Annotated in this window: 19 protein-coding genes and 1 pseudogene; 10 read left to right on the top strand and 10 right to left on the bottom strand. The window is 51.5% G+C overall.

Features of this window, described 5'->3' with window-relative positions; translation table 11 throughout:
- Positions 1-64 precede the first annotated feature (64 nt).
- Together nfuA and HLG76_RS02040 are read right to left on the bottom strand one after the other, a co-directional pair.
- Entirely contained in the window at positions 65-649 is a 585-nt protein-coding gene (gene nfuA, locus HLG76_RS02045) for a Fe-S biogenesis protein NfuA (protein ID WP_025744364.1), read from the bottom strand.
- A gap of 111 nt (positions 650-760) precedes the next feature.
- Entirely contained in the window at positions 761-1,477 is a 717-nt protein-coding gene (locus HLG76_RS02040; protein ID WP_175992984.1) for a ComF family protein, read from the bottom strand.
- A 38-nt stretch (positions 1,478-1,515) separates the two neighbouring features.
- On the opposite strand from HLG76_RS02040, the gene bioH reads away from it, so the two are divergent.
- The 3 genes from bioH (at position 1,516) to HLG76_RS02025 (ending at position 3,366) form a co-directional block, all read left to right on the top strand.
- A complete protein-coding gene (bioH, locus tag HLG76_RS02035) occupies positions 1,516-2,295 on the top strand; it encodes a pimeloyl-ACP methyl ester esterase BioH (protein ID WP_175992983.1) in 780 nt (259 codons plus the stop codon).
- 98 nt (positions 2,296-2,393) lie between these two features.
- Positions 2,394-2,825 carry a hypothetical protein gene (locus HLG76_RS02030; protein ID WP_175992982.1) on the top strand — a complete coding sequence of 144 codons (432 nt, stop codon included), beginning with the start codon at positions 2,394-2,396 and terminating at the stop codon, positions 2,823-2,825.
- A gap of 67 nt (positions 2,826-2,892) precedes the next feature.
- Positions 2,893-3,366: an ATP-dependent Lon protease gene (locus HLG76_RS02025; protein WP_175992981.1), complete on the top strand. Its 474-nt coding sequence runs from the start codon at positions 2,893-2,895 to the stop codon at positions 3,364-3,366.
- Positions 3,367-3,498: 132 nt separating this feature from the next.
- Here the strand turns inward: HLG76_RS02025 and HLG76_RS02020 are convergent, their stop codons facing one another.
- Both HLG76_RS02020 and greB read right to left on the bottom strand, forming a co-directional pair.
- Complete coding sequence (locus HLG76_RS02020; protein WP_175992980.1) at positions 3,499-5,802, bottom strand: Tex family protein; 2,304 nt, start codon at positions 5,800-5,802, stop codon at positions 3,499-3,501.
- Positions 5,803-5,847: 45 nt separating this feature from the next.
- Positions 5,848-6,339, bottom strand: coding sequence for a transcription elongation factor GreB (gene greB, locus HLG76_RS02015; RefSeq protein ID WP_077660371.1), 492 nt, complete (start codon positions 6,337-6,339; stop codon positions 5,848-5,850).
- 221 nt (positions 6,340-6,560) lie between these two features.
- Between greB and ompR the strand changes: the two genes are divergently transcribed.
- Positions 6,561-7,277 (top strand): two-component system response regulator OmpR, encoded by a 717-nt coding sequence (gene ompR / locus HLG76_RS02010; RefSeq protein ID WP_077461486.1) that lies wholly within the window; start codon positions 6,561-6,563, stop codon positions 7,275-7,277.
- A gap of 2 nt (positions 7,278-7,279) precedes the next feature.
- Positions 7,280-8,599, top strand: coding sequence for a two-component system sensor histidine kinase EnvZ (envZ, locus tag HLG76_RS02005; RefSeq protein WP_077461487.1), 1,320 nt, complete (start codon positions 7,280-7,282; stop codon positions 8,597-8,599).
- A 17-nt stretch (positions 8,600-8,616) separates the two neighbouring features.
- On the opposite strand, the gene recG is transcribed toward envZ, so the two are convergent.
- From recG to gmk, 5 genes and pseudogenes are all read right to left on the bottom strand, one after another.
- Positions 8,617-10,695, bottom strand: a complete 2,079-nt coding sequence (gene recG / locus HLG76_RS02000; RefSeq protein WP_077576362.1) for an ATP-dependent DNA helicase RecG — start codon at positions 10,693-10,695, stop codon at positions 8,617-8,619.
- 37 nt (positions 10,696-10,732) lie between these two features.
- Positions 10,733-11,434 carry a tRNA (guanosine(18)-2'-O)-methyltransferase TrmH gene (gene trmH / locus HLG76_RS01995; protein WP_025744372.1) on the bottom strand — a complete coding sequence of 234 codons (702 nt, stop codon included), beginning with the start codon at positions 11,432-11,434 and terminating at the stop codon, positions 10,733-10,735.
- Between the two features lie 84 nt (positions 11,435-11,518).
- Positions 11,519-13,617, bottom strand: a pseudogene (gene spoT, locus HLG76_RS01990) (bifunctional GTP diphosphokinase/guanosine-3',5'-bis pyrophosphate 3'-pyrophosphohydrolase).
- A gap of 27 nt (positions 13,618-13,644) precedes the next feature.
- On the bottom strand, positions 13,645-13,917 hold the full coding sequence (rpoZ, locus tag HLG76_RS01985) for a DNA-directed RNA polymerase subunit omega (RefSeq protein WP_077461490.1): 273 nt from the start codon (positions 13,915-13,917) through the stop codon (positions 13,645-13,647).
- A gap of 114 nt (positions 13,918-14,031) precedes the next feature.
- Positions 14,032-14,655, bottom strand: a complete 624-nt coding sequence (gene gmk / locus HLG76_RS01980) for a guanylate kinase (protein ID WP_025744374.1) — start codon at positions 14,653-14,655, stop codon at positions 14,032-14,034.
- A gap of 381 nt (positions 14,656-15,036) precedes the next feature.
- On the opposite strand from gmk, the gene HLG76_RS01975 reads away from it, so the two are divergent.
- Positions 15,037-15,954 carry a phytanoyl-CoA dioxygenase family protein gene (locus tag HLG76_RS01975; protein ID WP_077461491.1) on the top strand — a complete coding sequence of 306 codons (918 nt, stop codon included), beginning with the start codon at positions 15,037-15,039 and terminating at the stop codon, positions 15,952-15,954.
- 155 nt (positions 15,955-16,109) lie between these two features.
- A complete protein-coding gene (locus tag HLG76_RS01970; protein ID WP_175992979.1) occupies positions 16,110-17,189 on the top strand; it encodes a glycerophosphodiester phosphodiesterase in 1,080 nt (359 codons plus the stop codon).
- Between the two features lie 190 nt (positions 17,190-17,379).
- Here the strand turns inward: HLG76_RS01970 and HLG76_RS01965 are convergent, their stop codons facing one another.
- Positions 17,380-18,696 carry an MATE family efflux transporter gene (locus HLG76_RS01965; protein WP_175992978.1) on the bottom strand — a complete coding sequence of 439 codons (1,317 nt, stop codon included), beginning with the start codon at positions 18,694-18,696 and terminating at the stop codon, positions 17,380-17,382.
- A 680-nt stretch (positions 18,697-19,376) separates the two neighbouring features.
- Here HLG76_RS01965 and HLG76_RS01960 point away from each other — a divergent pair.
- The 3 genes from HLG76_RS01960 to HLG76_RS01950 all read left to right on the top strand — a co-directional run bounded on the left by HLG76_RS01960 (position 19,377) and on the right by HLG76_RS01950 (position 23,340).
- Positions 19,377-20,402 (top strand): ABC transporter permease, encoded by a 1,026-nt coding sequence (locus tag HLG76_RS01960; RefSeq protein WP_025744376.1) that lies wholly within the window; start codon positions 19,377-19,379, stop codon positions 20,400-20,402.
- A gap of 1 nt (position 20,403) precedes the next feature.
- Positions 20,404-21,447, top strand: coding sequence for an ABC transporter permease (locus tag HLG76_RS01955; RefSeq protein ID WP_175992977.1), 1,044 nt, complete (start codon positions 20,404-20,406; stop codon positions 21,445-21,447).
- 66 nt (positions 21,448-21,513) lie between these two features.
- Positions 21,514-23,340, top strand: coding sequence for an extracellular solute-binding protein (locus tag HLG76_RS01950; protein ID WP_077678925.1), 1,827 nt, complete (start codon positions 21,514-21,516; stop codon positions 23,338-23,340).
- The last annotated feature ends 3 nt before the right edge of the window (positions 23,341-23,343 follow it).

The raw sequence follows: 23,343 nt of genomic DNA, 5'->3' as shown, positions 1-23,343 counted from the left end.
ACTCACTGATGTGATCAAAAAACAGGCCTCATGGCCTGTTTTGCTATTAACGTGGTGGTGTCTATTAGTAGTAAGAGTGATCGCCCCGGGCGTGCTCGGTCACATCGCGCACACCGTGTAGCTCACCACTAAATTCAGCCAATAGCTGCTTTTCAATCCCTTCTTTCAAGGTTACATCCACCATGGAGCAACCGTTACACCCGCCACCAAATTGGAGGATAGCCACCGAATCATCAGTGATTTCAATCAGGTTCACATGGCCGCCATGGCTGGCAAGTTGTGGGTTTACCTGGCTTTGAATCACATAATCGACGCGCTCCATCAAAGGTGCATCATCGGCGACTTTACGCATTTTGGCGTTCGGTGCTTTCAGCGTGAGCTGCGAGCCCATTTTATCGGTGACAAAGTCGATCTCTGCTTCGTCGAGAAAAGGGAGACTCAGTTCGTCGATAAACGCAGAAAAACCGTTGAATTTTATCTCGGTATCACTGCTTTCTACCGCTTCCGGCGGACAGTATGAGACACCGCACTCTGCGTTTGGCGTGCCTGGATTGACAACAAACACGCGAATATGGGTGCCCTCGGGCTGCTGCTCAAGCAACTTCACAAAGTGGCTTTGTGCATTTTCTGAAATATTGACTTCTGACACGACAAATACCTGACTAATCCAGTGTGTTTTATACAGTGTACTCCGGTTTGCTTTGGCTATCACCCCTCGAACCATGTGGCTACTTTATGTGCAGGGGTAGCACGCTTACCGCTAGGGTAGATCGGTACGGGCCAAACAGTAAACATCGATCGTTTTTGCACCGGCTTTGCGCAGTAATCGACATAATTGCGATACCGTTTGTCCGGTGGTGACGACATCGTCGACGATGGCGACATGAGAAGCGGGGAGCGGGCCATGAAGAGCAAAAGCACCACGCAGATTATGTAACCTGTCTTGCCGACTGAGACCTTGTTGTGGCGCGGTATGTCGGGCGCGAGACAAGTACGTATCCACCACCCGAGTATCAAGGTTGTCGGCAAGTGCCCAAGCCAAGTGCAGACTTTGATTAAACCCTCGTTGCCAACGACGTCGCCAATGCAGCGGCACCGGCAACAGCACCGGTGCGGGGGTGAGAATACGATCACTGAGCTGCTGGGCAAACGGCAATGCCAGCTCGAAGGCTCCTTGGTATTTGAACGCGTGAATTAACTGCGGGAGAGGATCATGGTAGCCACTGATAGCAACCAAGCGGTCCCAAGCTGGCGGCTGGCTGAGGCAGGCGCCACATCGCGCTTGTGGTTGTGAAACAGGCAGTCCACAACACTGACAAAGTAAACACTGATGATGGGCATCCCAACACGCATCACAGCACAGGGAGTGATGGGCAGGCAAGGCGAGGTGGCAAACGGGACACTGTAAGGGCAAGAGTTTGCCTCGCCAGTGGGTCAGTACACGTGTAAAGCGCCGTGGCACGATTATTGATATCATAAGCGTCCTGAGCAAAAAGCAACCAAGGTAGTGTAAACATGGCGTTATGTGATTGGCAGTCGCACGGGCAAGGACTCGATCTGGTTCTCATTCATGGTTGGGGAATGAACAGCGCGGTGTGGTCATTAATCTTGCCGTACCTAACACCACACTTCCGGGTGCACTGTGTTGATTTACCCGGTTTTGGCTATAGCGCGGCACAACCGGGGCTTAATATCGAAGATCTGGCACAAGTGTTGCTTAAAGAATCACCAGGAGATGCAACTTGGATAGGCTGGTCGTTAGGTGGGTTAGTGGCAACACAAGCCGCGCTTTTATCGCCACAGCGTGTAACTGGATTGGTTACCATCGCCAGCTCACCCAAGTTTGTTGCCGAACCTGGGTGGCGAGGAATTAAACCTGGGGTGCTCAGTGACTTTGCTCGTCAGCTTGAGCGTGACTTTTCGCTGACAGTTGAGCGCTTTATGGCGCTGCAAGCGATGGGATCACCGACCGCGAGAAAAGACGTAAAAGCGCTTAAGCAAGCGGTATTTTCGCGGCCAACACCGGACCCTCGTGCGCTTGCGGATGGCTTAGCCATGTTAGCGGACACGGATTTGCGTCAGGGCTGTGGAGCTATCAAGGTGCCTTGGTTGAGAATGTATGGGCGGTTAGATGGTTTAGTGCCGGTGTCGGTGGCTGATGCGGTATCAACATTGGCTCCGGACTCACACAGTGAGGTCCTGACACACAGTGCTCACGCGCCGTTCGTGACCGAGCCTGAAGCGGTGGTAGACAAGCTAAAGGCCTTTTTAGGCAACAAGTTGCCGGCAACATAGCCAGTGCGGATCATTTTTTGGTAGAATTGACTCAATCCTGTCACGGTTCTGCCGATAAGTTAACTATGTCACTTGTTTTGGCATAAGGAGAGACCATAATGAACGTAGGTAACGTTGGGCAGTCTCCGGCGTATCATCAAGCGATGAAGTCCAAAACGCCGGCACAGCCGCAGCAAAATGCGGACAAACAAGCTGAGCAGGTGTCCAAAGCCAATACTTTTAAGGATCACGTCGCAAAAGCGAATGGGGTCAAAGAAGGTGATAAACCCGCTTCGCCTCAAGCCGCAAAAAATAATGTTGACGCGAAAGGCGGTGTTGACGCGAAAGACGGCGCCAACGCTGGTGCGGTCGCTAAAGCCCAAGAGGGAAAAGAGCCGGAAGAAACGTCCGCCGTAAAGTCGTTTACCTACGGCGCATTGGGGATGGAGCATCCGGAGAAAGTCCAAGAAAGCGATGATTCATCGTACACTGCGGGTAAATTTGTGTCGGCCTTAGGTACAATAGGTACAATACTCGCGGTTATCGTCTAAACTGATAGAAAGACGACAAGGCCGCACTAACAATTAGGCCTTCAGCTGGTGTGGGAGGTAGCATCAGATGAGCATATCGCCAGCCAGCGTCAGTATTCCAACTGTCGCGCCATCGGTGAACCCGCCAACGGAGCAAGTTGCGCGGGACAATCGCTTGCGCGAAAAAATCGTCCCTGCTAAGTCATCTCCCGAGCCCGACAATGGTAAAGCCCCTTCTGATCAAGATAAGCAGCTGGGACGTTCATCCTGGGATCCTGCCCAACACCCCAACTACTCGCTGGACTATCAGCGTGATTCATTAACGCATGCCGACTACGATGGCGCCAATATCGCAGGTCGTATCGATGCCATAGCACGCACGGATCCCAGTGAGCAAGATCGCCAAGATAATGGCTACACGATGGGCTTAAAAATGCCCGAAGAAGTGTTAGAAAAAATTGAGCAGCTAAAACGGTTTGAGCAAACGCGTGCGGTAGTGGCGATGCGCTACCAGCAGGCAAGCGTGGCGAACATGCCCTCCGAAGTATTGATTGTGATTTAATACGATCCAGTCCTTAAGCCATGTCCTGATTAAGACAAAATATAAAAAGCCCCGCCAGTATTGGCGGGGCCATTAGTGTCTAAATATGCCATTTGTTAGGCACTATTAGGTTAGCTCTATATACCTTTGACTTTAAGAGCGCTTGGCGCGCGCAAAGGCATCGGCCATGCTCCCTCCTAGGGAAGATGATGATTGCTGTTTGGGCGCCTTGCTTTCGCGCTGCTTAGTCGGCCTCGCTTTCGCGTTCGCTTCCGATGCCTCGGGCGTATCATCAAGACGCATTGATAAGCCAATCCGTTTGCGCGCCACGTCCACTTCCATGACTTTGACTTTTACTACATCACCGGCTTTGACCACCTCACGTGGGTCGCTGACAAAGCGCGTCGACAGCGCAGAGATATGGACTAAACCGTCTTGATGAACACCCACGTCGACGAAGGCGCCAAAGTGAGTGACATTGGTCACCACACCTTCGAGCTGCATCCCAGGCTTCAAATCACTGATTTGATTAATGCCATCGGCAAAGGTCGCCGTTTTGAACTCTGGACGCGGATCGCGACCGGGTTTCGCAAGCTCACTCAGCACATCGGCGACAGTGATCGCCCCAAAGGTGTCATTGGCATAATCATTGGCGTTTAAACTTTGCAGTACGCCCCCGTTGCCGATTAATGCATCGACCGCTTTACCCGTCTTTTGGGCGATGTGTTTGACCAGTGGGTAGGTTTCTGGGTGAACGCCGGAGCGGTCGAGCGGATTGGTACCGTCCATGACGCGTAAAAATCCCGCGCACTGTTCATAGGCTTTGGGGCCCAAACGAGGTACTTTCAGCAGTGTCTTGCGCTCATTAAAGCGGCCGTTTTGGTCGCGAAACGCAACAATGTTGTGTGCCATCGTTTGGCTTAAGCCCGCCACGCGCGTGAGCAACGGTGCAGAGGCAATATTCAAATCTACGCCCACAGCGTTGACACAATCTTCCACCACCGCATCAAGCTTTTTGGCCAGTTGGTGCTGAGAGACATCATGCTGGTATTGGCCCACCCCAATCGACTTAGGATCAATTTTTACCAGCTCCGCCAAAGGGTCTTGCAGGCGACGGGCGATTGAGACGGCGCCACGGAGCGACACATCTAAGTCTGGAAACTCGTTAGCCGCTAGCTCAGAGGCTGAGTAAACCGAGGCACCGGCTTCGCTGACCATCACCGTTTGAATGCTTAAATCAGCCTGCTTGAGCAAGGTGGTCACAAAGCTTTCTGTTTCGCGAGAGGCAGTGCCATTGCCCACGGCAATCAAACTCACGTTATGGCTTTTAATAAAGCGGCGCAGCACTTTGCTTGCACCGTCTATATCATGCCGAGGTGCGGTGGGATAAATGGTGGCGGTATCGAGGAGTTTGCCGGTGCCGTCAACCACGGCGACCTTGCAGCCGGTACGCAGGCCAGGATCAATACCTAAGGTGCAGCGAGGGCCTGCTGGCGCGGCCATCAATACATCTTTGAGGTTGGCGGCAAACACATCAATGGCATCGTTTTCCGCCCGCTCTTTGAGGTTAGCCATAAACTCAGTTTCTAGGTGCATCAAGATTTTGACCCGCCAGGCAAAGGCTATCACTTGTTGGCGCCAGCGGTCAGCTGGGGCGCTGCCCAAAGAAAGCTGATAATGCTGAGCGATCATGGTCTCGCACACGCTTTGCTTGCTTGCTGGATCTTGATCCGGATCGGCAATCAATGCCAGCTGTAATACGCCTTCGTTGCGGCCGCGCAACATGGCCAGCGCGCGGTGAGAAGGCACTTTGGCAATCGACTCTTGGTGATCAAAGTAGTCTTTAAACTTGGCACCGGCGTCTTCCTGACCAGCAACCACGGTGGCGCGCAGCACCGCATATTGCTTCAGGTATTGGCGGAGCGTTTCAAGCAGGCTGGCATCTTCGGCAAGACGCTCCATCATGATCGCTCGGGCACCATCCAGCGCCGCTTTGGTATCGGCCACGCCTTTATCAGGGGCGACAAATGGTGCGGCGGTGGTCTCAGGTGTTTGGGACGGATCGCGCCATAGCGTATCAGCAAGAGGCTCCAGCCCTGCTTCGATGGCAATCTGCCCTTTGGTCCGGCGTTTCGGTTTGTAGGGAAGGTATAAATCTTCCAGTCGGTTTTTGCTCTCTGCGGCGACAATATCGCGGCGCAGCCCCTCGGTCAGCTTGCCTTGTTCGTCAATCGATTTGAGGATGGTGTCACGACGAGCGTCCAATTCGCGCAGATAGACCAAACGGGTCTCAAGGGTGCGTAACTGCGAATCGTCTAAACCTTGCGTGGCTTCTTTACGGTAGCGGGCGATAAAAGGGACAGTGTTTCCGTCGTCCAGCAGTGTCACCGCGGTGTTGACCTGGCCAGTCGCGACATTAAGCTCTTGGGCCAGGGTTTGGATAATCGATGTGTGCATGTGTTTCCTTTTCGTTCCCATCAAGGTCATCAAGATGAGTGATGCTCAGACTGAATCATTGCCTGGCTTGGGATAGGTGATAGTATTGATAAACCATTGTTTTTCGCCTTCTGGCGTTGACACCACGACGTCATCGTCGACCGCTTTTTTCAATAACGCGCGCGCCATGGGGGCATCAATCGAAATGTAGTCTTTGCGCTCATAAATTTCATCGGGACCGACAATGCGAAATTGCTTGGTGTCGCCGGCCTCGTTTTCAATCTCGACCCAGGCGCCAAAAAACACTCGGCCCTCTTGCTCGGGCGCATAATCGACAATGGTTAAGTCGTTCAGCCGCTTGCGCAGGTAGCGGACACGGCGGTCGATTTGCCGCAACAGCCGTTTATTATAGGTGTAGTCCGCGTTTTCTGAACGATCCCCTAAACTGGCGGCCCAGCTGACAATTTTGGTCACTTCTGGACGTCGCTCGTGCCACAGGTAATCGTGCTCGGTTTTGAGCGCATTAAACCCTTCACGGGTCACCAATTTGGTTTTCACGTTACCTCTCCTTTCACTAGCCAACTGGCGTCGTGCGATATAACCTTGTTCAGGAAAGTACAAGAAGCGAGTGAGCTTGTCGAGGCAACACTCGGTAACAATTTACCGTACAGTTCTGTGCGGACAAACACGCGGCCTGGCGCACAACTGTGGCAAAATTCAATCAGATGACGGTAATAGCTGCTTGATGATTAGGCAGCGAACAGCATTGAGGGCGAAGCATGCAAGAGAACTATAAAATTCTAGTCGTGGATGATGATATGCGTCTGCGTTCACTGCTAGAGCGCTACCTGACCGAGCAAGGGTTTCAGGTACGAAGTGTCGCCAATGCCGAACAAATGGATCGATTATTGGCGCGTGAAGCCTTTAATCTTATGGTGCTTGATTTAATGCTCCCTGGGGAAGATGGCCTGTCGATATGCCGCCGCTTGCGCCAAGCCAATAATCAATTGCCCATTTTAATGCTGACGGCGAAAGGGGATGAAATTGACCGAATTGTCGGTTTGGAGGTCGGAGCCGACGATTACTTACCTAAGCCGTTTAACCCACGAGAATTACTGGCTCGGGTGCGTGCGGTTTTACGCCGTCAAACAATAGAAGCGCCTGGCGCGCCGAGTGCTGACTCCACCACGGTCACCTTTGGTGAGTTTCGTCTTAATTTGGGCACGCGTGAGATGTTTCGTAATGACGAACCGATGACACTCACCTCGGGGGAATTTGCAGTGCTCAAAGCTTTAGTGACCAATGCGCGTGAGCCGCTTTCTCGGGACAAACTCATGAACATGGCGCGTGGCCGCGAGTACTCAGCGATGGAGCGCTCGATTGATGTACAAATCTCCCGTTTACGCCGTATGGTCGAGGAGGATCCAAGCAAACCGCGTTATATCCAAACGGTGTGGGGACTCGGCTACGTGTTTGTGCCTGATGGTGAGGTGTAGCGATGCGGATGTCACCGCGGACGAGCTTCGCGCGAACCTTATTGATTTTGGCTGGCTTATTAATTGCCAGCCAAGTTTTTTCTTACCTGACCATTGTTAATTACGCGTTGCTGCCTAGCTTGCAGCAGTTCAATAAGATTTTAGCCTTTGAAGTCCGCTTGATGCTGGAAGAAGACTGGTATCTGAAAGATGGTGAAGTCCTTCATCTGGGTGAGCCGGTGCGTCGACAATTGCTGGAACAAATTGGGGTAACCCTCCATGCGCCAAGCAGTGAGCGCGCAAGCGCGTTCCAAGATGCGATGGAGATTGACTACTTAAGCGAACATATTAGCGAAGAGCTCGGAACAAAGACCCAAGTGCGCCTGGTCAGTGGCGAAGAAAGCTATGTGTTATGGCTGAAGTTTGAGGCCATTGATGATTTTTTAATGCGGATCCCCTTATCGGAGCTGCATCAAGATGACTTTGCGCCGCTGTTTCAATATAGCTTGGTGATTGCGTTGTTGGTGATTGCCGGCGGCTGGTTGTTTATTAAGATGCAAAACCGACCCCTGGTTGCGTTGGAGCGGGCCGCGCTCGATGTCGCCGATGGTCGCTTTCCTGATCCCGTCCCACCCCGGGGGGCGTCAGAAATTCAGGCGGTGACCGTGGCCTTTAATAAAATGTCAGCAGGGATACGTAAACTCGAAGAAGATCGCGCCTTGTTAATGGCGGGCGTCAGCCATGATTTACGCACACCACTCACGCGCATTCGACTGGCGACTGAAATGATGTCATCCGACGATGCGTATTTGGCCGATAGCATCACCGAAGACACGGAAGAGTGTAATGAGATCATTAATCAATTCATGGATTATTTACGCGCGGTGCAACAGCAAGATCCGGATCCCGTTGATTTATCCACCATCTGTCGCGATGTAGCGAACCATCAGCAGTCAATGGGCGTTGATATTGTCTTGGACTTAGAATCGCTGCACGGTGATTTATATGCCAACTCGGTGGCGCTAAAACGGGCGGTTACCAACCTCGTGGTTAATGCGGTGCGTTATGGCAATGGCTGGGTAAGGCTGCGGTGTGGTAGCAATGCGGACCATACGTATCAATGGGTGGAGGTGGAAGATAATGGTCCGGGCATTGATGCGAGTCTCGAAAATACCTTGTTCCAGCCGTTTACTCGCGGCGATACGGCGCGGGGTAGCGAAGGAACAGGGCTAGGGCTTGCGATCGTGAAACGGATTGTTGAACAGCTTCATGGCGATATTCGTTTATCATCACGGACCGAAGGCGGGCTGCGGATCCAAATGACGTTCCCGGTCGGTAAATAGGCCGCGTTAAGCGGCCATTAGGCGTTGGAATAGTGGGTTTTATGTCCCAACCAGCGGCGAATGATGGCCTGTGCATGTTTGGGGTAGTGCTGGTGCAAATGACTGGCCAGCTTTTGTACCTCGGGGATCAGCGCTTGGTCGCGGACTAAATCGGCAATTTTAAACTCAGCCAAACCGGTCTGGCGGGTGCCCAATAACTCGCCTGGCCCACGGATATCGAGATCGCGTTGAGCAATGACAAAGCCGTCATTGCTGTCTCGCAGTACGCCCAAGCGCTGAGTGGCGGTTGTCGACAAAGGGGCATGATAAAGCAGCACACAATGGCTGGCGACGGATCCACGACCGACACGGCCACGTAGCTGGTGGAGTTGTGCCAGCCCGAGTCGTTCAGGGTTTTCGATAATCATTAGGCTGGCGTTAGGGACATCGACGCCCACTTCAATGACAGTGGTTGCCACCAATAACTGCACCTCGCCTTGCTTAAAGGCATCCATCACTGCGTGTTTTTCCGCCGCTTTCATTCGGCCATGAACCAGGCCAATGGTCAGATTCGGTAACGCTTCTTTGAGTGCCGTAGTCGTATCTTCAGCGGCTTGCGCCTCTAAAGCGTCAGACTCTTCAATTAATGTGCATACCCAATAGGCTTGCCGACCATCACTGCAGGCGGCGTTGACCCGGGCAATAATGTCATCACGGCGCGTGTCCGGCACCGCAACGGTTTGAATCGGCGTGCGTCCTGGTGGCAATTCATCAATCACCGAGGTTTCTAAGTCGGCATAGGCGGTCATCGCCAAGGTGCGTGGAATAGGCGTAGCGGTCATGATCAACTGATGTGGATGCGCGCCCTGTTGCTCGCCTTTTTCACGCAAGGCAAGCCGTTGGTGGACACCAAACCGGTGTTGCTCGTCGATGATCACCAGCGCCAAGCTTTTAAATTGGACACTGGCTTGAAATAACGCATGAGTACCGACCACCATTTGCGCCTCGCCGTCGGCGATGTGTGCCAAGGTTTGTGTCCGTGCCTTGCCTTTTAATTTACCGGCAAGCCAGCCGACTTGGATACCTAGCGGCTCTAGCCATTGGGCAAAATTGGTGGCGTGTTGCTCGGCCAATAGCTCGGTCGGTGCCATTAACGCAACCTGATGGCCTTGTTCGATAGCTTGTAAGGCGGCGAGTACGGCGACCAAGGTTTTACCGGCGCCGACATCACCTTGGACTAAGCGCATCATCGGGAATGGTTTGGCTAAATCGGCACTGATCTCGCTAACCACTCGTGATTGTGCCCCTGTGGGAGAGAAGGGCAAATTGTCTAACAGGCGTTGTCCGAGCGAGTGACTCGGGGCGAGGGCGACCCCTTTCACTTGCTGTGCGTGATGACGAACTGACAGCATCGACAGGTGCTGGGCAAGGAGCTCTTCAATGATTAAGCGTCGCTGGGCGGGATGTTGGCCCGTTAATAAATCATCCAGTACCGTCTCTGGCGGAGGGCGGTGCAATAGGTGTAAGGCGTCACGCAAAGACAGTTGTCGATCGTACAAGCCTTCAGGGAGTAATTCTTCGACACCGCTTTTATCTAATAAAGCCAGCGCTTGGTCGGTGAGCTGACGTAGCGTCGCTTGGCGCAGCCCTTCGGTGGTCGGATAGACCGGCGTCAGCGTTTCTTCCATCACCAACTCGGTGAGCTCGGAAAAGACTTGATACTCGGGGTGAATGATTTCTAGCCCGTGTTTGCCCCGTTTAAGTTCGCCATAGGCTTTCACCTGTTTGCCGACCGCCAAGCTATTTTTCATCGCGGCATTAAAATTGAAAAAGCGTAGCGTTAACGCGCCGCTGCCATCTTGCACCCGAACCGTGAGCATCCGGCGGCGGCCAAACACGGTGTCATTATGGGTGATTTCACCTTCGATGGTGGCATGCTGGCCAGGTAATAGACTGGCAACCGGCCACACTCGGGTGCGATCTTCATAGCGATACGGCAGATGAAACAACACGTCCTGCACCGTATGCAGGCCGATTTTAGCCAGCTTTTCAGCCATTTTACTGCCGACACCCTTAAAGGTATCGACGGTTACTGCGCTAAGCATGGAAGATTGCATCCGTTTCTTTATCCGTCAGGTTGAGCTTGCTAAGCGATTAACGCGCGTGTTTTGCCGCCTGCATGCTCGCCCACCATGTTTCGTCAGCAATAATTTGCCCATTGTCATCGAGTGGCGGATAAGGCAGCCCCTTTTGCTTGGCCACGCGGGCGAGCACCGGATGACCGCGCTCAAACAGGATGTGATGCACTTCATCGTCGGGCAAGCGTGTCTTCGCCAACTGGTACATGCCTGCCGCTTGGCGTTGGCGTTGCGCTTCGTACAAAATCAAGGCGCTAGCCACTGACACGTTCAGCGACTGTACCATACCCACCATTGGAATGAGGATGTCTTGATCGGCTTTATCGAGCGCTTCGCGACTGATGCCATGTTTTTCTTGGCCGAGGATAATGGCGGTTGGTCGGGTGTAATCAACCTCACGAAAGTCGATGGCCGTTTCCGATAGGTTAGTGACCAATACTTGCATGCCTTGCGCTTGCATGGCCTCAAAAGCATCCGCGGTCGTGTTATGGGTGACCACGTCAATCCAATTGCGTGAACCGGCAGATGTACCGCCTAAGGTCCGCATTTTGGTGCCTTCTGGCCATACCGCATGCATACGATGAATGCCCACCGCATCGGCAGTACGAATGATGGCAGAAATGTTATTGGGCTTGTGGACTTGCTCCATACACACAGTGAGATCAGGCTGGCGCTTTGCCAGCACCTGATGAATGCGTTCAAAGCGTTCAGGTGTCATGATTCAATTCCGTAAATGACAGACGAAAGACAAACGCGCCCACCAAAAGGGTGGGCGACAGACAATAATAATGTATCGCGACGATCAGTTCTTTTGGCGGCTGACTTTCACCACATTGGGCATCACCCGCAGGCGGCGCATAATGTTGGCGAGGTGCACCCGATCTTTGGTCGTTAATCGAACAAAGATAGTGTACAAGCGACCATCACGCTCTTCAGTGGAGAGCCCTTGGATATTGGAGCCCGTTGAGGCAATGGTGTTGGTTAAATCGGCCAATGCGCCTTGATGGTTTTGCATATCGACTCTGACGCGGGTACTGAACTCTTGCTCAAAATCATCCGCCCATTCCACCGGCATATACTTATCCGGCTCTTGGCGATGGCCGCGAATATTGGCACAGGTTTCACGGTGAATCACCAACCCCTTGCCGGGACTAACATGGGCAATGATAGGATCGCCTGGAATGGGGCGACAACAGTTGGCATAGGTCACTAGAATGCCATCGGCACCGCGAATCGGCATTTTACCTTCGGTAGGCGCGGCCGGGTCTTGATTCAGTAAGCGACGTGCTATCACCACGCTCATGAGTTCACCCAAACCAATCGAGGCGAGTAAGTCGTCGCTGGTTTTGAGCTTGAGATCGCTTAACACGGTATCGACTCGCGCGGCGTCGATGTCCGGCAAGTTTTGTTCCCCAAGCGCATGATTGAGCAAGCGGCGGCCTAAGGTCACCGACTCTTCCCGGCGCATGGTTTTCAGTACCTGACGAATCTTGGTACGCGCCCGTGCCGTGACCACATAGTTAAGCCAAGCGGCATTGGGGCGCGCGCCTGGCGCAGTGATGATCTCGACGGTCTGGCCGTTTTTTAACGGCTGACTGAGCGGATAGGGCTGACGATTAACTCGCGCACCGACACAGGTATTGCCGACATCCGTATGCACTGCATAGGCAAAATCGACCGCGGTCGCATCGACCGGCAGCTCGACAATTCGCCCTTTCGGCGTAAAGACGTAAAGCTCATCGGGGAAAAGGTCTGACTTAACGCTTTCGATGAACTCAAAGGAGCTCCCGGCACTTTGTTGCAGCTCGATAATGTTTTGCATCCATCGTTGCGCCCGTTTTTGCGCGGTGGTCCCTGATGGACGATCGGAGCCGTTTTTATAAGCCCAGTGCGCCGCGACCCCTTTATCCGCCATTTGATCCATATCTTCGGTACGAATCTGCACTTCAACCGGGACACCGTGGGGGCCGATCATCGACGTATGCAGTGATTGATAGCCGTTCGCTTTGGGAACAGCGATATAATCTTTGACGCGGCTAGGGCGAGGCTTATACAGGCTGTGCATTTGCCCCAGCACCCGATAACAGGTATCGAGATCGCGCACGATCACCCGAAACGCATACAAATCCATGATGGTATGGAAACGCTGCTCTTTGTTCCTCATCTTGTTGTAGATGGAATAGAGATTTTTTCTCGGCCCAGTACACGGGCCTCAATGCCAGCATCTTCAAGTCGCCCTTCGATTTCCGCATGGATTTTTTGAATCATCTCTTTGCGGTTTCCCCGAGCTTGCGCAATCACTTTTTTGAGCACGCGATAGCGATTGGGGTAGAGAGCTTCAAAGCCCAGCTCTTCGAGCTCGACTTTTATATTATGGATACCTAAACGATGAGCGAGTGGGGCAAAAATCTCTAGGGTTTCGCGGGCAATACGACGCTTTTTATCCGGACGTAGGGCGCCCAGTGTGCGCATGTTATGGGTGCGATCGCCGAGTTTGATCAAAATAACGCGAATGTCATGCGCCATGGCCATGACCATTTTGCGAAAGTTCTCGGCTTGGGCTTCTTTGCGATCACGGAATTTGAGCTTGTCGAGCTTAGACACGCCGTCAACCAGTTCAGCCACCACATCACCAAAGCGCTGCTGCAGATCGTCTTTGGTCACCTCGGTGTCTTCAATGACATCGTGTAATAACGCCGCCATGAGGGTTTCACAATCCAAACGCATTTCTGCCAGGATCCGTGCTACCGCAATGGGGTGAATGATGTAAGGTTCGCCCGTTGAACGAGTCTGCCCGTCATGGGCATCCCGTGCTACTAGGTAAGCTTGCCGGAGCGCTTCAAGCTGTGACTCCGGCAAATATTGACTAGCAACTTCTTTCAGGCTATCAAATAGATACAAACGGCCTGTCCCTGATAAATGACGCGTTTAACGTTGACCAGAAATGGTGCTAACCGCTGCCATTTCGGCGGCTTCTTGCTCTTGCTTCTCTTGACGCTCGCGGGCGTCGAGTACTTCTTTGTTAATCAGTCCTTCTTCTACTTCGCGTAGAGAGAGCACAGTGTACTTGTCGTTTTCTTCTGCGACTAAGGCGTCTTTACCACCGGTTTGCATTTGGCGGGCGCGGCGAGCCGCAACCAGAACGAGATCGAAACGGTTACCAATTTTTTCAACGGCGTCTTGAACAGTTACGCGTGCCATGAAGGACTCCAGCTATGTAATAAACAGGTCATTAAAAATGACCGAAAAGTATACAAAAGGCCGCGACCTATTGCTAGCTTTGTGCTGCAATGCGGCCACGTCTCAATATTTGGGTTAGTCGGCCAGCAGGTCGTCGATCATTGTATGATATTTGCTGGCTTGCTTGGTTTGCCCCATCCGCTCTGCGCGGACGATGGCCTTAATATCCATTAATGCGACGTCAAAGTCATCATTAATAATCAGGTAATCATAATCAGCATAGTGAGAGATTTCCGAACGTGCCTCTTGCATGCGTGTGGCAATGACCTCATCACTGTCTTGGCCACGCGTTGTCAAGCGTCGTTCCAGCTCTTCACGGCTTGGCGGCAAAATAAAAATACTCTTACTTGCGGGCATTTGCTGACGAATTTGCTCGGCACCTTGCCAATCGATATCAAGAAAAATATCGACGCCATTGTTAAGCATTTTTTCAATCCAGACCCTGGACGTGCCGTAATAATTGCCGAATACCTCTGCATGCTCTAAAAAAGCACCTTGGTCGATTAAGGCCTTAAATGCTTCTACCTCAACAAAGTGATAATGCACGCCATCTTCTTCTCCCGGACGCATGGCGCGGGTGGTGTGCGATACCGACACTTTCATGTCATAGCGAGGGTTATCATTCAGTAGCGCTGAAATCAGGCTAGATTTGCCCGCGCCACTCGGGGCGGAAACAATGTAAAGCGTACCTTGGCTCATGGATTGATCACTTTCACTGGCTGATGCCCATCCGCAGTATAGCGTATGCGTATAGGCGTCGATCGACGAATAGATAGTTGTTCCCCGTGGGAGGCGCGCAGGGTAGCACGAACTCATTTGGATTTGAACGGGATCGCGGTGAAAGCGATCATTAGGATGGCTTACTATGACGCATAGCGGTTGTGGGTTTACAAAGGTTCACTGTTCGATGTGGAGCTGGTAGGGTAGCGCGCAGTTATCCAAGAAGATGCATAGCACGCGCTGGGGGTTGATTTTTGATTAGCCGCCCGCAACTGTGTTGTGTGCAATTCACGCCCTTTAGGGCCTCAAACAGCGAGAAGATATCACTAAAAAACGAACGACATGAAGGAGGTGTCAATAATGGAAGGTACTCCCGATTTGTATCCCTCACGCGTCAATGGAAAAGAAACCCTCTCCCCACGTCTAGACCCTGTTGTGTACGGCAGTGCGCAGCCAGAGGTACCGCATAGCTTAAGCCAGCACGAGCTGGATACGTTCGAGCGCCAGGGCTTTCTGGTTATGAAGGATTACATGCCGGAAATGGTGGCACCGCTTAAGCGTGAAATAACCCGTTTGCGCGATGATATGGCCGGCTATGAAGAGCTATATACCGAGCCGGATAGTGATGAGCTGCGTACTATTTTTAAACCTTTTGCCTACAGTGATTTGATTGATCGCTTCTCACGCGATCCGCGCATTCTCAATAAAGTGCGGCAAATTTTGGGTTCGGACGCATATTTGATGCAATCGCGCGTCAATATTAAGCCTGCGTTTAAAGGCAAGTCGTTTCCTTGGCATTCTGACTTCGAGACTTGGCACGTTGAGGATGGAATGCCACGGATGCGAGCCGTGACCGTATGGCTGATGTTAACCGACAACACCGAGCACAATGGGCCTTTGTATGTAATCCCCGGCTCGCACCATCACTATGCGTCTTGTGAAGGCAACACCGGCGAGAAGAACTATCAGCAATCGCTGAAAAAACAAATGCTGGGGGTGCCCAAGCCAGAGACCATGGAGGCATTGTTAGAAGACAATGGCATTGCCTCTGTAACGGGACAAGCCGGTACCTTGGTGTTCCATGATTGTAACTTGATGCATGGCTCACCCGATAATATCGCCAACGACCCACGTTCGATTTTAATGTTCGTCTACAATAGTGTGGAAAACAAAACGGTGAAGCCCTTTAGTGGGTTGCCACCGCGCCCCCACTATTTATCTAACCCCGATCAACGCCCCCTGCAGGCAGTAGAGTCACTCTGGCCGCTGGCTTCCTAACCGTGTTGACGCCCACCTCTTTGTGGGCGTTTTTATTTTTTCGCTTTAAATCAGGGTTTTGCTATGCTGTCTTGGTAATTGAACACATGTTTAATTATCGCCTATTTTTTCAACGACAGTAAGGAGTACCCGTTGAATACCTCATCGAAAAAAATATGAGCGTGACCGTTGCCGCGCTCAGTGTCGCCAGTGCCTTTTCTTTTTCCTCTTTTGCTCAAGCCAGTGACACTGCGCTAAGCGAACAACTTGGCATGGCCGATCACGCGGTCATTGCCCACCGTGGTGATTCCTACAACGCGCCAGAATCCACGTTGCCAGCCTATCAGCTTGCGTGTGAAGTGGGCGCGGATTACCTCGAGCTGGACCTGCAGCGCACAAAAGACGGCAAACTGATCGCCGTGCATGACGATAACCTCAAGCGCAACACCAATATTGAGACAGTCTATCCTGAGCGTGCCAGTGATCCGGTTAACACCTTTACGTGGGCAGAGCTGGAAAAACTGGATGCCGGTAGCTGGTATAACCAAGCCTATCCCGAACGCGCACGCGAAAGCTTTCGTGGCTTGAAGTTGGTGACACTTGACCAGGTCCGAGAAATCGCCGAAGGCTGCGCCCATCAGCCAGGACTTTACATCGAGACCAAGGTGCCTGAATTCTTCCCTGGCATTGAAGAGGATTTGAAACAAGATTTAACCCAACACGGTTGGCTAGATAAGGACGCCAAGGGCAAAGTGGTCCTGCAAACCTTCAATAAATCGAGCCTTGAAGCACTGCAAGATGTGATGCCGAATGTGCCAAAAATCTTGCTGCTATGGGCAGGTGATGGCTATATTCCGACCAAAGATAGCGCACCGAAAGCGGATGACGAATCTTACGCCCAGTACTACGCGCGTCAGGAAGTAGCCTCGAAAGCGGACTACGCAGAGTGGCTCGATTACGCCAAACAAAACGGTGCCATCGGTGTAGGGCCTTCAGGTACCCAAGCCAACTTCGATGATGCCTGGTCAAGCCAATTTAGCTATATGGACCTGGCGAAGACCTGGATGGTGGACATGAGCCATGAAAAAGGCTTGCTGATGCACATGTACACTCTGGATGATCGCGAGGATATGATTCGCTACCGTGATCGCGGTGTGGATGGCTTCTTTACCAATCGTCCGAATATGGCGGTGAAAACGTTAACGGATAGCGACGGTAAAGACATTGAAGCAACCTTAACGCAACTAGGGTATTAACCCCGCGCGTTAACTGTATTTACCCTTTGAGCCCGCCTATTATTAGCGGGCTTTTTTAGTTATGTGCATCGACTGGAGTCGCACGCAGACACGCCGTTAATCCATCCCTGGAGGCTCCGCCGCGCCATCCATGGCGCGGAGGGTCTGCTAAGCAAATCCAGCCGATAATAGCAGTGAGTATCGACTCAGTTTAGCGGGGTTGGTTCGCCATGAGTTTAGCCAGCGTACGTCGGTACATGGCATAAGCCACCGCCCCCGCAAGTAGGTTACCGATTAAGGCACCGGCAAATAGGCCAAACAGCTCGCCAATTTGTGCCCCTAACCAAAGGCAGGGCAGGAAAAACGCAAATAGGCGGAGCGCAGAAATGGTTAGGGCGGTGTATGAGCAGCCTAATGCATTGGTAATTGACACCATCAACATACACACCCCCAGCGCGCCCAGGCTAAAAGGTACTAGCGTAAGATGAGTGTGCAAGATATCGGTAACTTGTTGATCGCTGGTCATCAAATCGGCGAGGGGAGCGGCGGCAAGCCAAGTGACCACGGCGATCAGCAATTGAAAGCCGAGAATAAACTGACACGCTAACTTGACCAGATGCCGCACTTCGGTCAGATTGCCTTTGCCCAGCAAACGACCCACCATGGGGGGCATTGACATGGTCAGCGCCAGTACCGAGACAATCGCGAAAAACTCAAACCGCGAGCCTAATGCCCAAGCGGCGACCGCGGTTGAGCCAAAACTCGCAAGTAACTTGGTCGCCAGCATCGATGAGACGGGTGGTAGCAGCTGACTAATCATCGCTGGCCCCATAATGTGACCAATCGATCCTATACTTTGCTTAACGTTGACGTCATGCCAGTCAAAAGAAACCCAACCTTTGCCGAGTACGCGAGGGGCGACAACGGCAATGCCTACGCCAAAAGCAATCAGAGTGGCCACCGCCGCGCCATTGATGCCCCAATCGAGCCAAAAAATAAAGATAGGATCGAGGATAAGGTTTAATAAGCTGGTAACCACCATCATGGAGCCGGGCAACATGGTGTTCCCGTTGGCGCGTGCTAGGCTATAAAAGAAGTAAAGCACTGCGCCTGTCCAAGCACTGACCAACCAAATTTGCCAATAGCTATCAATTACCGGAAATACGTTGTCCGGCGCATCAAGCAACATCAAGATCGGATGGCGCAAGGCATAGAGCAAGCCGGCAAACAATGCCACGCCTGTGGCGCCAATAAATAAAATCAGACCGCCTAATTGCTTGGCATAGCGACATTGATCGGCGCCGAGCGCGCGCGAGATCACCGCTGTGGTCGCAATGCCGAGGCCAACTTGCAACCCGATAATGATCATCTGAATCGGCAAGGTGAAACCTTGTGCGGCGAGCGGGAGTACACCCAATTGACCAATGAAGGCACTATCGACCAACTGAAAGCTCATCAGCGACAGCACACCAAACAGCATCGGTAGGGTGGTAGAGAAGAGGCGCTTGGCGCGAGAAACGGATTCCATCAGGCACTCTTTACATTAATAGGGTGAAAAAAGCCGAGCATTGGCATGCTCGGCATAGTCGCACCAATTGTAGAGGAATGCTAAAAATTACCAACCCCTAATAAATACGGTTATTCAGTGTCAGCGAGCCTGACCCTAGCGATGCGATGGACGTTCAGGGGGGGCAACTGCACACAATCATTGGAGTTAGTGATTCATGCTGGTAGCTGTGGTTTTTAGTGAAACAAGTCACTATCTCTATTGCACTGATCCTGATGAATGAATATGAGATTGAGGGGGGAGCGGGAGGATGGCTGTCTGCTTATCAATGCAGGCGCTGTGGTGGGTTATCGGTGCGTGCGATCACGAGAAGACACAAGGTTTCGGTGAAATGTCAGTTTTATTGCATTTTAAACCAAACCTTTTTGACTATTGATTGAAATATTTATTGCTTTTAGTGATAAGAAAGCTAGCACAACGCAGTATAAAAACAGCATGGCTTTCGCTGTTTTGTAGCAAAAAAATCACTTCTGACAGGCTGTTATCGTTGATCGTGACCAATATTCGAGATAAATATAGACCACATTATGTAAGTGTGTAATACGTATTGTTGCTTTCAGTGCTTAGGATGGCCAAGAGAGCACAACGGCAGGATCAATGACCTGAAAAAATATCAGACAGTTAACAGGGAGTAGTGGACTATGCTGTCGTACTTTATACGTCGGTTTCTTTTAGTGATACCGACGTTTCTTGGGATCACCATTTTGATTTTCGGTATCACGCGCCTTGTGCCTGGCGGGCCGGTTGAGCGAATGATGACCCAAATGCAAGCACAAGGTGATGGCGGCTCGAGCTTGCAACGTGCAGGAGATAGCTCGGCCTTGTCTGAAGCGCAAATGGACGATTTGCGCGCCTTTTATGGTCTCGATAAACCCGTCGTTGAAGCCTATATGGATTGGTTAGGAAAGTTGGCCAATTTTGATTTAGGTGAGTCGACGCGCTATTACGAGCCGGTCGCGGATATGATTGCCGAGCGCCTGCCGGTGTCGCTGTTTTATGGCGGGATGACCTTCTTTATCAGTTATTTTATCTCCCTTCCGCTTGGCTATTACAAAGCCCTCAAGCACGGCTCGGTGTTTGATTCATCCTCCTCAGTACTTATCTTTATTGGTTTTGCCCTGCCAGGTTACGTGGTGGGGGTCTTGCTGATCACCCTATTTAGTTATCACCTCGAATGGTTCCCGATGGGCGGCTTTGTTGGCGATGCCTACTATGACGCGACCAGTTTTTGGGAACGCGCCAAAGATGTGATGTGGCATGCGGTACTGCCGCTGATTTGTTATCTGATTGGTGATTTTGCCACTTTGACCATGACGATGAAAAACAACCTGATGGAAAACCTCTCCGCGGACTATATTCGCACCGCCATTGCCAAAGGGTTACCGTTTCGTTCGGCGGTACGCAAGCACGCGCTGCGCAATAGCTTGATCCCGATTGCTAGTCACTTTGGTAACTCTTTATTGTTCTTTATGACCGGTGCATTTTTGATTGAGGTGATTTTTAACATCAACGGCATTGGTTTGCTCGGCTATGAATCGATTATGGAGCGTGACTATCCGGTGGTGATGGGGATTGTTGCCATCAATGCGCTATTACTGCTGGCGGGCAATATCATCTCTGATATCTGTGTTGCCTTGATTGACCCTCGCGTGAAGTTTGGATCTTGATATGTTGACGATTAGCCCTTTAACTCAAAAGAAAATCCGCAGTTTTAAGCAAATTAAACGTGGTTACTGGTCGTTTATGATCTTGACCACCATGTTGGTGCTGTCGCTATTTGCCGAGCTGTTGATCAACAGTAAAGCGTTAATGGTCAAATACGACGGCAACTATTACTTCCCTGTGATGAGCGATGTGTACTTGGCGAGCGATTTTGGTCAAGTGGGCACCAGCGAAGTCAATTATCGTCAGCTCGATAAAGCTTTCGAGGCACAAAGCGGCGACAATTATGTAGTCATGCCACTGGTGCCGTGGAACCCGCTTGAGCAAGACTTTAGTGGCGACTTTCCGCCCACGGCGCCAAGTGCCGCAGACAAGCATTACCTCGGTACCGATGATATCGGCCGCGACATTCTCGCCCGCCTGGTATACGGCTTTCGTATTGCCATGGGCTTTGCGTTACTGACCATGGCTGCGTCTTATGCGATTGGCACCGCCGTGGGCTGTGCGATGGGGTTTTGGGGCGGTAAGTTTGATTTGTTTTTCCAACGCTTTATCGAGGTTTGGTCGATGGTGCCGTTTTTGTACGTGATCATGATTCTAGTCTCGATTCTCCAACCCACTTTTGCCTTGTTCGTCGCGATTAATGTGCTATTCGGCTGGATGGCGATTACCTGGTATATGCGCACCATGACGTACAAAGAATCGTCGCGTGATTATGTGATGGCGGCGCGTGCATTGGGTGCCTCTACTAGCCGGATCCTGTTTCGCCATATTTTGCCCAACACCATGGTGATGATTGTGACCTTGGCGCCCTTTACCATCGCCCTCAATATTACTGCGTTAACGGCGCTGGATTACCTCGGTTTGGGGCTGATGCCACCGACGCCAAGTTGGGGCGAGCTGTTACAGCAAGGTAAATCAAATCTGGATGCGCCATGGATTGTTGCCTCTGTGGTGTCGTCTCTGGTGTTGGTGTTGGTGATGGTGACCTTTATTGGGGAAGCGGTCCGAGCCGCGTTTGATCCGAAAAAGTTCACCCGTTATGACTGATTTTAAATACAACAAGCAATTTTTAAATATAACAAGCAATGTGTGCATCAAGATAAGGACATCACGATGAAAAAACTGATCCTTGCTACCTCCGTTTCCCTGTTTAGCCTCAGCGGCTGGGCGGCGGAATTGCCTGAAAATCTTAATTGGCAAACCAACTGGGATGCCCCCAAAATCGGGTCTCCCGACGCCAAGCGCGGCGGTACACTGCGTACCCATTTGCAGAGTTTTCCGCAGACATTACGCACTGTGGGGCCGGATTCAAACTCAGGCCTGCGCAGTTACTTTCTTGATGAAATGCCCTCACTGGTAAAGCGCCACCCAGATACACTGGAATGGATCCCGGATTTGGCCAACGAGTGGGCATTTAGTGACGACAACAAAACCATCTATTTTAAGCTTAACCCAGAAGCGACTTGGTCAGATGGCGAACCACTGACCGCCGATGATTTTGTGTTTATGATGCAGTTTTATCGCTCTAAAGACATTGTTGCCCCTTGGTATAACGACTATTACACCAACACCATTGGTAGCGTGGAGAAAATCGACGCGCATACTGTGGCCATATCGAGTGCAGTAGAGAAAAACCAAGAAGAATTAATGTATACCTTAGGAAGCTTAATTCCGCGCCCTGCGCATTTTTACGCTAATCCGCGCAAAGATGAAAACCAAGACGGCATTGCTGACGACTATGTGCGCCGCTATAACTTTAAAGCCGAGCCCACCATGGGGCCCTATGAGCTGGGCCGTGTGCAAAAAGGACGCCGACTTACCTTTAATCATGTCGACGATTGGTGGGGTTATACCAACCCCTATTACCAAAATCGCTACAATGTTGAGCGTATTCGAATGCGCGTGATCCGCGATAACGACATTGCCATGAAGCATTTTGAAAAGGGCAATTTGGATGTGTTCGATTTGGTGCTTCCAGATATCTGGCATGAAAAAACCCAATCTGAACCTTATAAAAAAGGCTATATCACCAAGTTCTGGGGGTATAACGAAGTGCCGGTTGGCGCGGGCGGTTTGTGGATGAACTCGGCCATGCCAATGCTGGATGATATCAATGTACGCAAAGGGATTCTCTATGCCACCGATTTTGACGGCATGATTGAAAAAATCACCCGTGGCGATTACTCGCGTAAACCGCATGCAATGGGCTTTGGTCATGGTGAATACGACAATGATGGTGCAACACCGCCAGCGTTTGATCCTAAAAAAGCGATCAGCCATTTCGAACAAGCCGGCTTTGACCAGGTTGGCGCCGATGGTATTCGCGTCAATGACAAAGGCGAGCGTTTAAGCTTCGCGATTACTTATGGGTATCAGCAGCACACACCACGCATTGCTTACTTAAAAGAGCAGGCTAAGCAAGCAGGGCTGGAATTTACTATTAACTTGGTCGATGGCTCATCGGCGTTTAAATACGTACTCGAGAAAAAGCATCAGTTGGCCTTTCTTAATATGGGTACCTCGGAAATTCCGGCCTATTGGGAGTACTTCCACTCGGATAACGCCAATAAAACGCAAACAAACAATCACTCTAACTACAGCTCACCGGCATTGGATAAGCTGATCATGGCCTATAAAAGCGAGTTTGATACGGCGAAAAAGTATCAGCTGTCGCATCAAATCCGCACCAAAATCTCAGAGGCCAGTGTGATTGTACCGGGGTACATGGTGCCGTATGTGCGTCAAGGTTTTTGGCGTTATGTACAAATCCCAGATAACGCGATGACCAAGCGCACCGAAAACATGGTCACCAGCGGCCGCGTGATGGGCTTTGGCACCTTCTGGATTGATGAAGCGATGAAAGACGCTACCGAAGAGGCCATGGACGACGATAAAGCCTTTGAGCCGGTGACCATCATTGATGACAGATACAAGCTGTAGAGG

This window comes from Salinivibrio sp. EAGSL (assembly GCF_013366455.1).
Classification (GTDB): domain Bacteria; phylum Pseudomonadota; class Gammaproteobacteria; order Enterobacterales; family Vibrionaceae; genus Salinivibrio; species Salinivibrio costicola.
Note: the sequence above shows the minus strand (reverse complement) of the source record. Positions and strands in the feature narration are given on the sequence as shown.

Coding starts and splice junctions, on each gene's coding strand:
- HLG76_RS02040 (WP_175992984.1), bottom strand. CDS start 1,477: ATGATATCAATAATCGTGCCACGGCGCTTTACACGTGTACTGACCCAC.
- bioH (WP_175992983.1), top strand. CDS start 1,516: ATGGCGTTATGTGATTGGCAGTCGCACGGGCAAGGACTCGATCTGGTT.
- HLG76_RS02030 (WP_175992982.1), top strand. CDS start 2,394: ATGAACGTAGGTAACGTTGGGCAGTCTCCGGCGTATCATCAAGCGATG.
- HLG76_RS02025 (WP_175992981.1), top strand. CDS start 2,893: ATGAGCATATCGCCAGCCAGCGTCAGTATTCCAACTGTCGCGCCATCG.
- HLG76_RS02020 (WP_175992980.1), bottom strand. CDS start 5,802: ATGCACACATCGATTATCCAAACCCTGGCCCAAGAGCTTAATGTCGCG.
- ompR (WP_077461486.1), top strand. CDS start 6,561: ATGCAAGAGAACTATAAAATTCTAGTCGTGGATGATGATATGCGTCTG.
- envZ (WP_077461487.1), top strand. CDS start 7,280: ATGCGGATGTCACCGCGGACGAGCTTCGCGCGAACCTTATTGATTTTG.
- recG (WP_077576362.1), bottom strand. CDS start 10,695: ATGCAATCTTCCATGCTTAGCGCAGTAACCGTCGATACCTTTAAGGGT.
- trmH (WP_025744372.1), bottom strand. CDS start 11,434: ATGACACCTGAACGCTTTGAACGCATTCATCAGGTGCTGGCAAAGCGC.
- rpoZ (WP_077461490.1), bottom strand. CDS start 13,917: ATGGCACGCGTAACTGTTCAAGACGCCGTTGAAAAAATTGGTAACCGT.
- gmk (WP_025744374.1), bottom strand. CDS start 14,655: ATGAGCCAAGGTACGCTTTACATTGTTTCCGCCCCGAGTGGCGCGGGC.
- HLG76_RS01975 (WP_077461491.1), top strand. CDS start 15,037: ATGGAAGGTACTCCCGATTTGTATCCCTCACGCGTCAATGGAAAAGAA.
- HLG76_RS01970 (WP_175992979.1), top strand. CDS start 16,110: ATGAGCGTGACCGTTGCCGCGCTCAGTGTCGCCAGTGCCTTTTCTTTT.
- HLG76_RS01965 (WP_175992978.1), bottom strand. CDS start 18,696: ATGGAATCCGTTTCTCGCGCCAAGCGCCTCTTCTCTACCACCCTACCG.
- HLG76_RS01960 (WP_025744376.1), top strand. CDS start 19,377: ATGCTGTCGTACTTTATACGTCGGTTTCTTTTAGTGATACCGACGTTT.
- HLG76_RS01955 (WP_175992977.1), top strand. CDS start 20,404: ATGTTGACGATTAGCCCTTTAACTCAAAAGAAAATCCGCAGTTTTAAG.
- HLG76_RS01950 (WP_077678925.1), top strand. CDS start 21,514: ATGAAAAAACTGATCCTTGCTACCTCCGTTTCCCTGTTTAGCCTCAGC.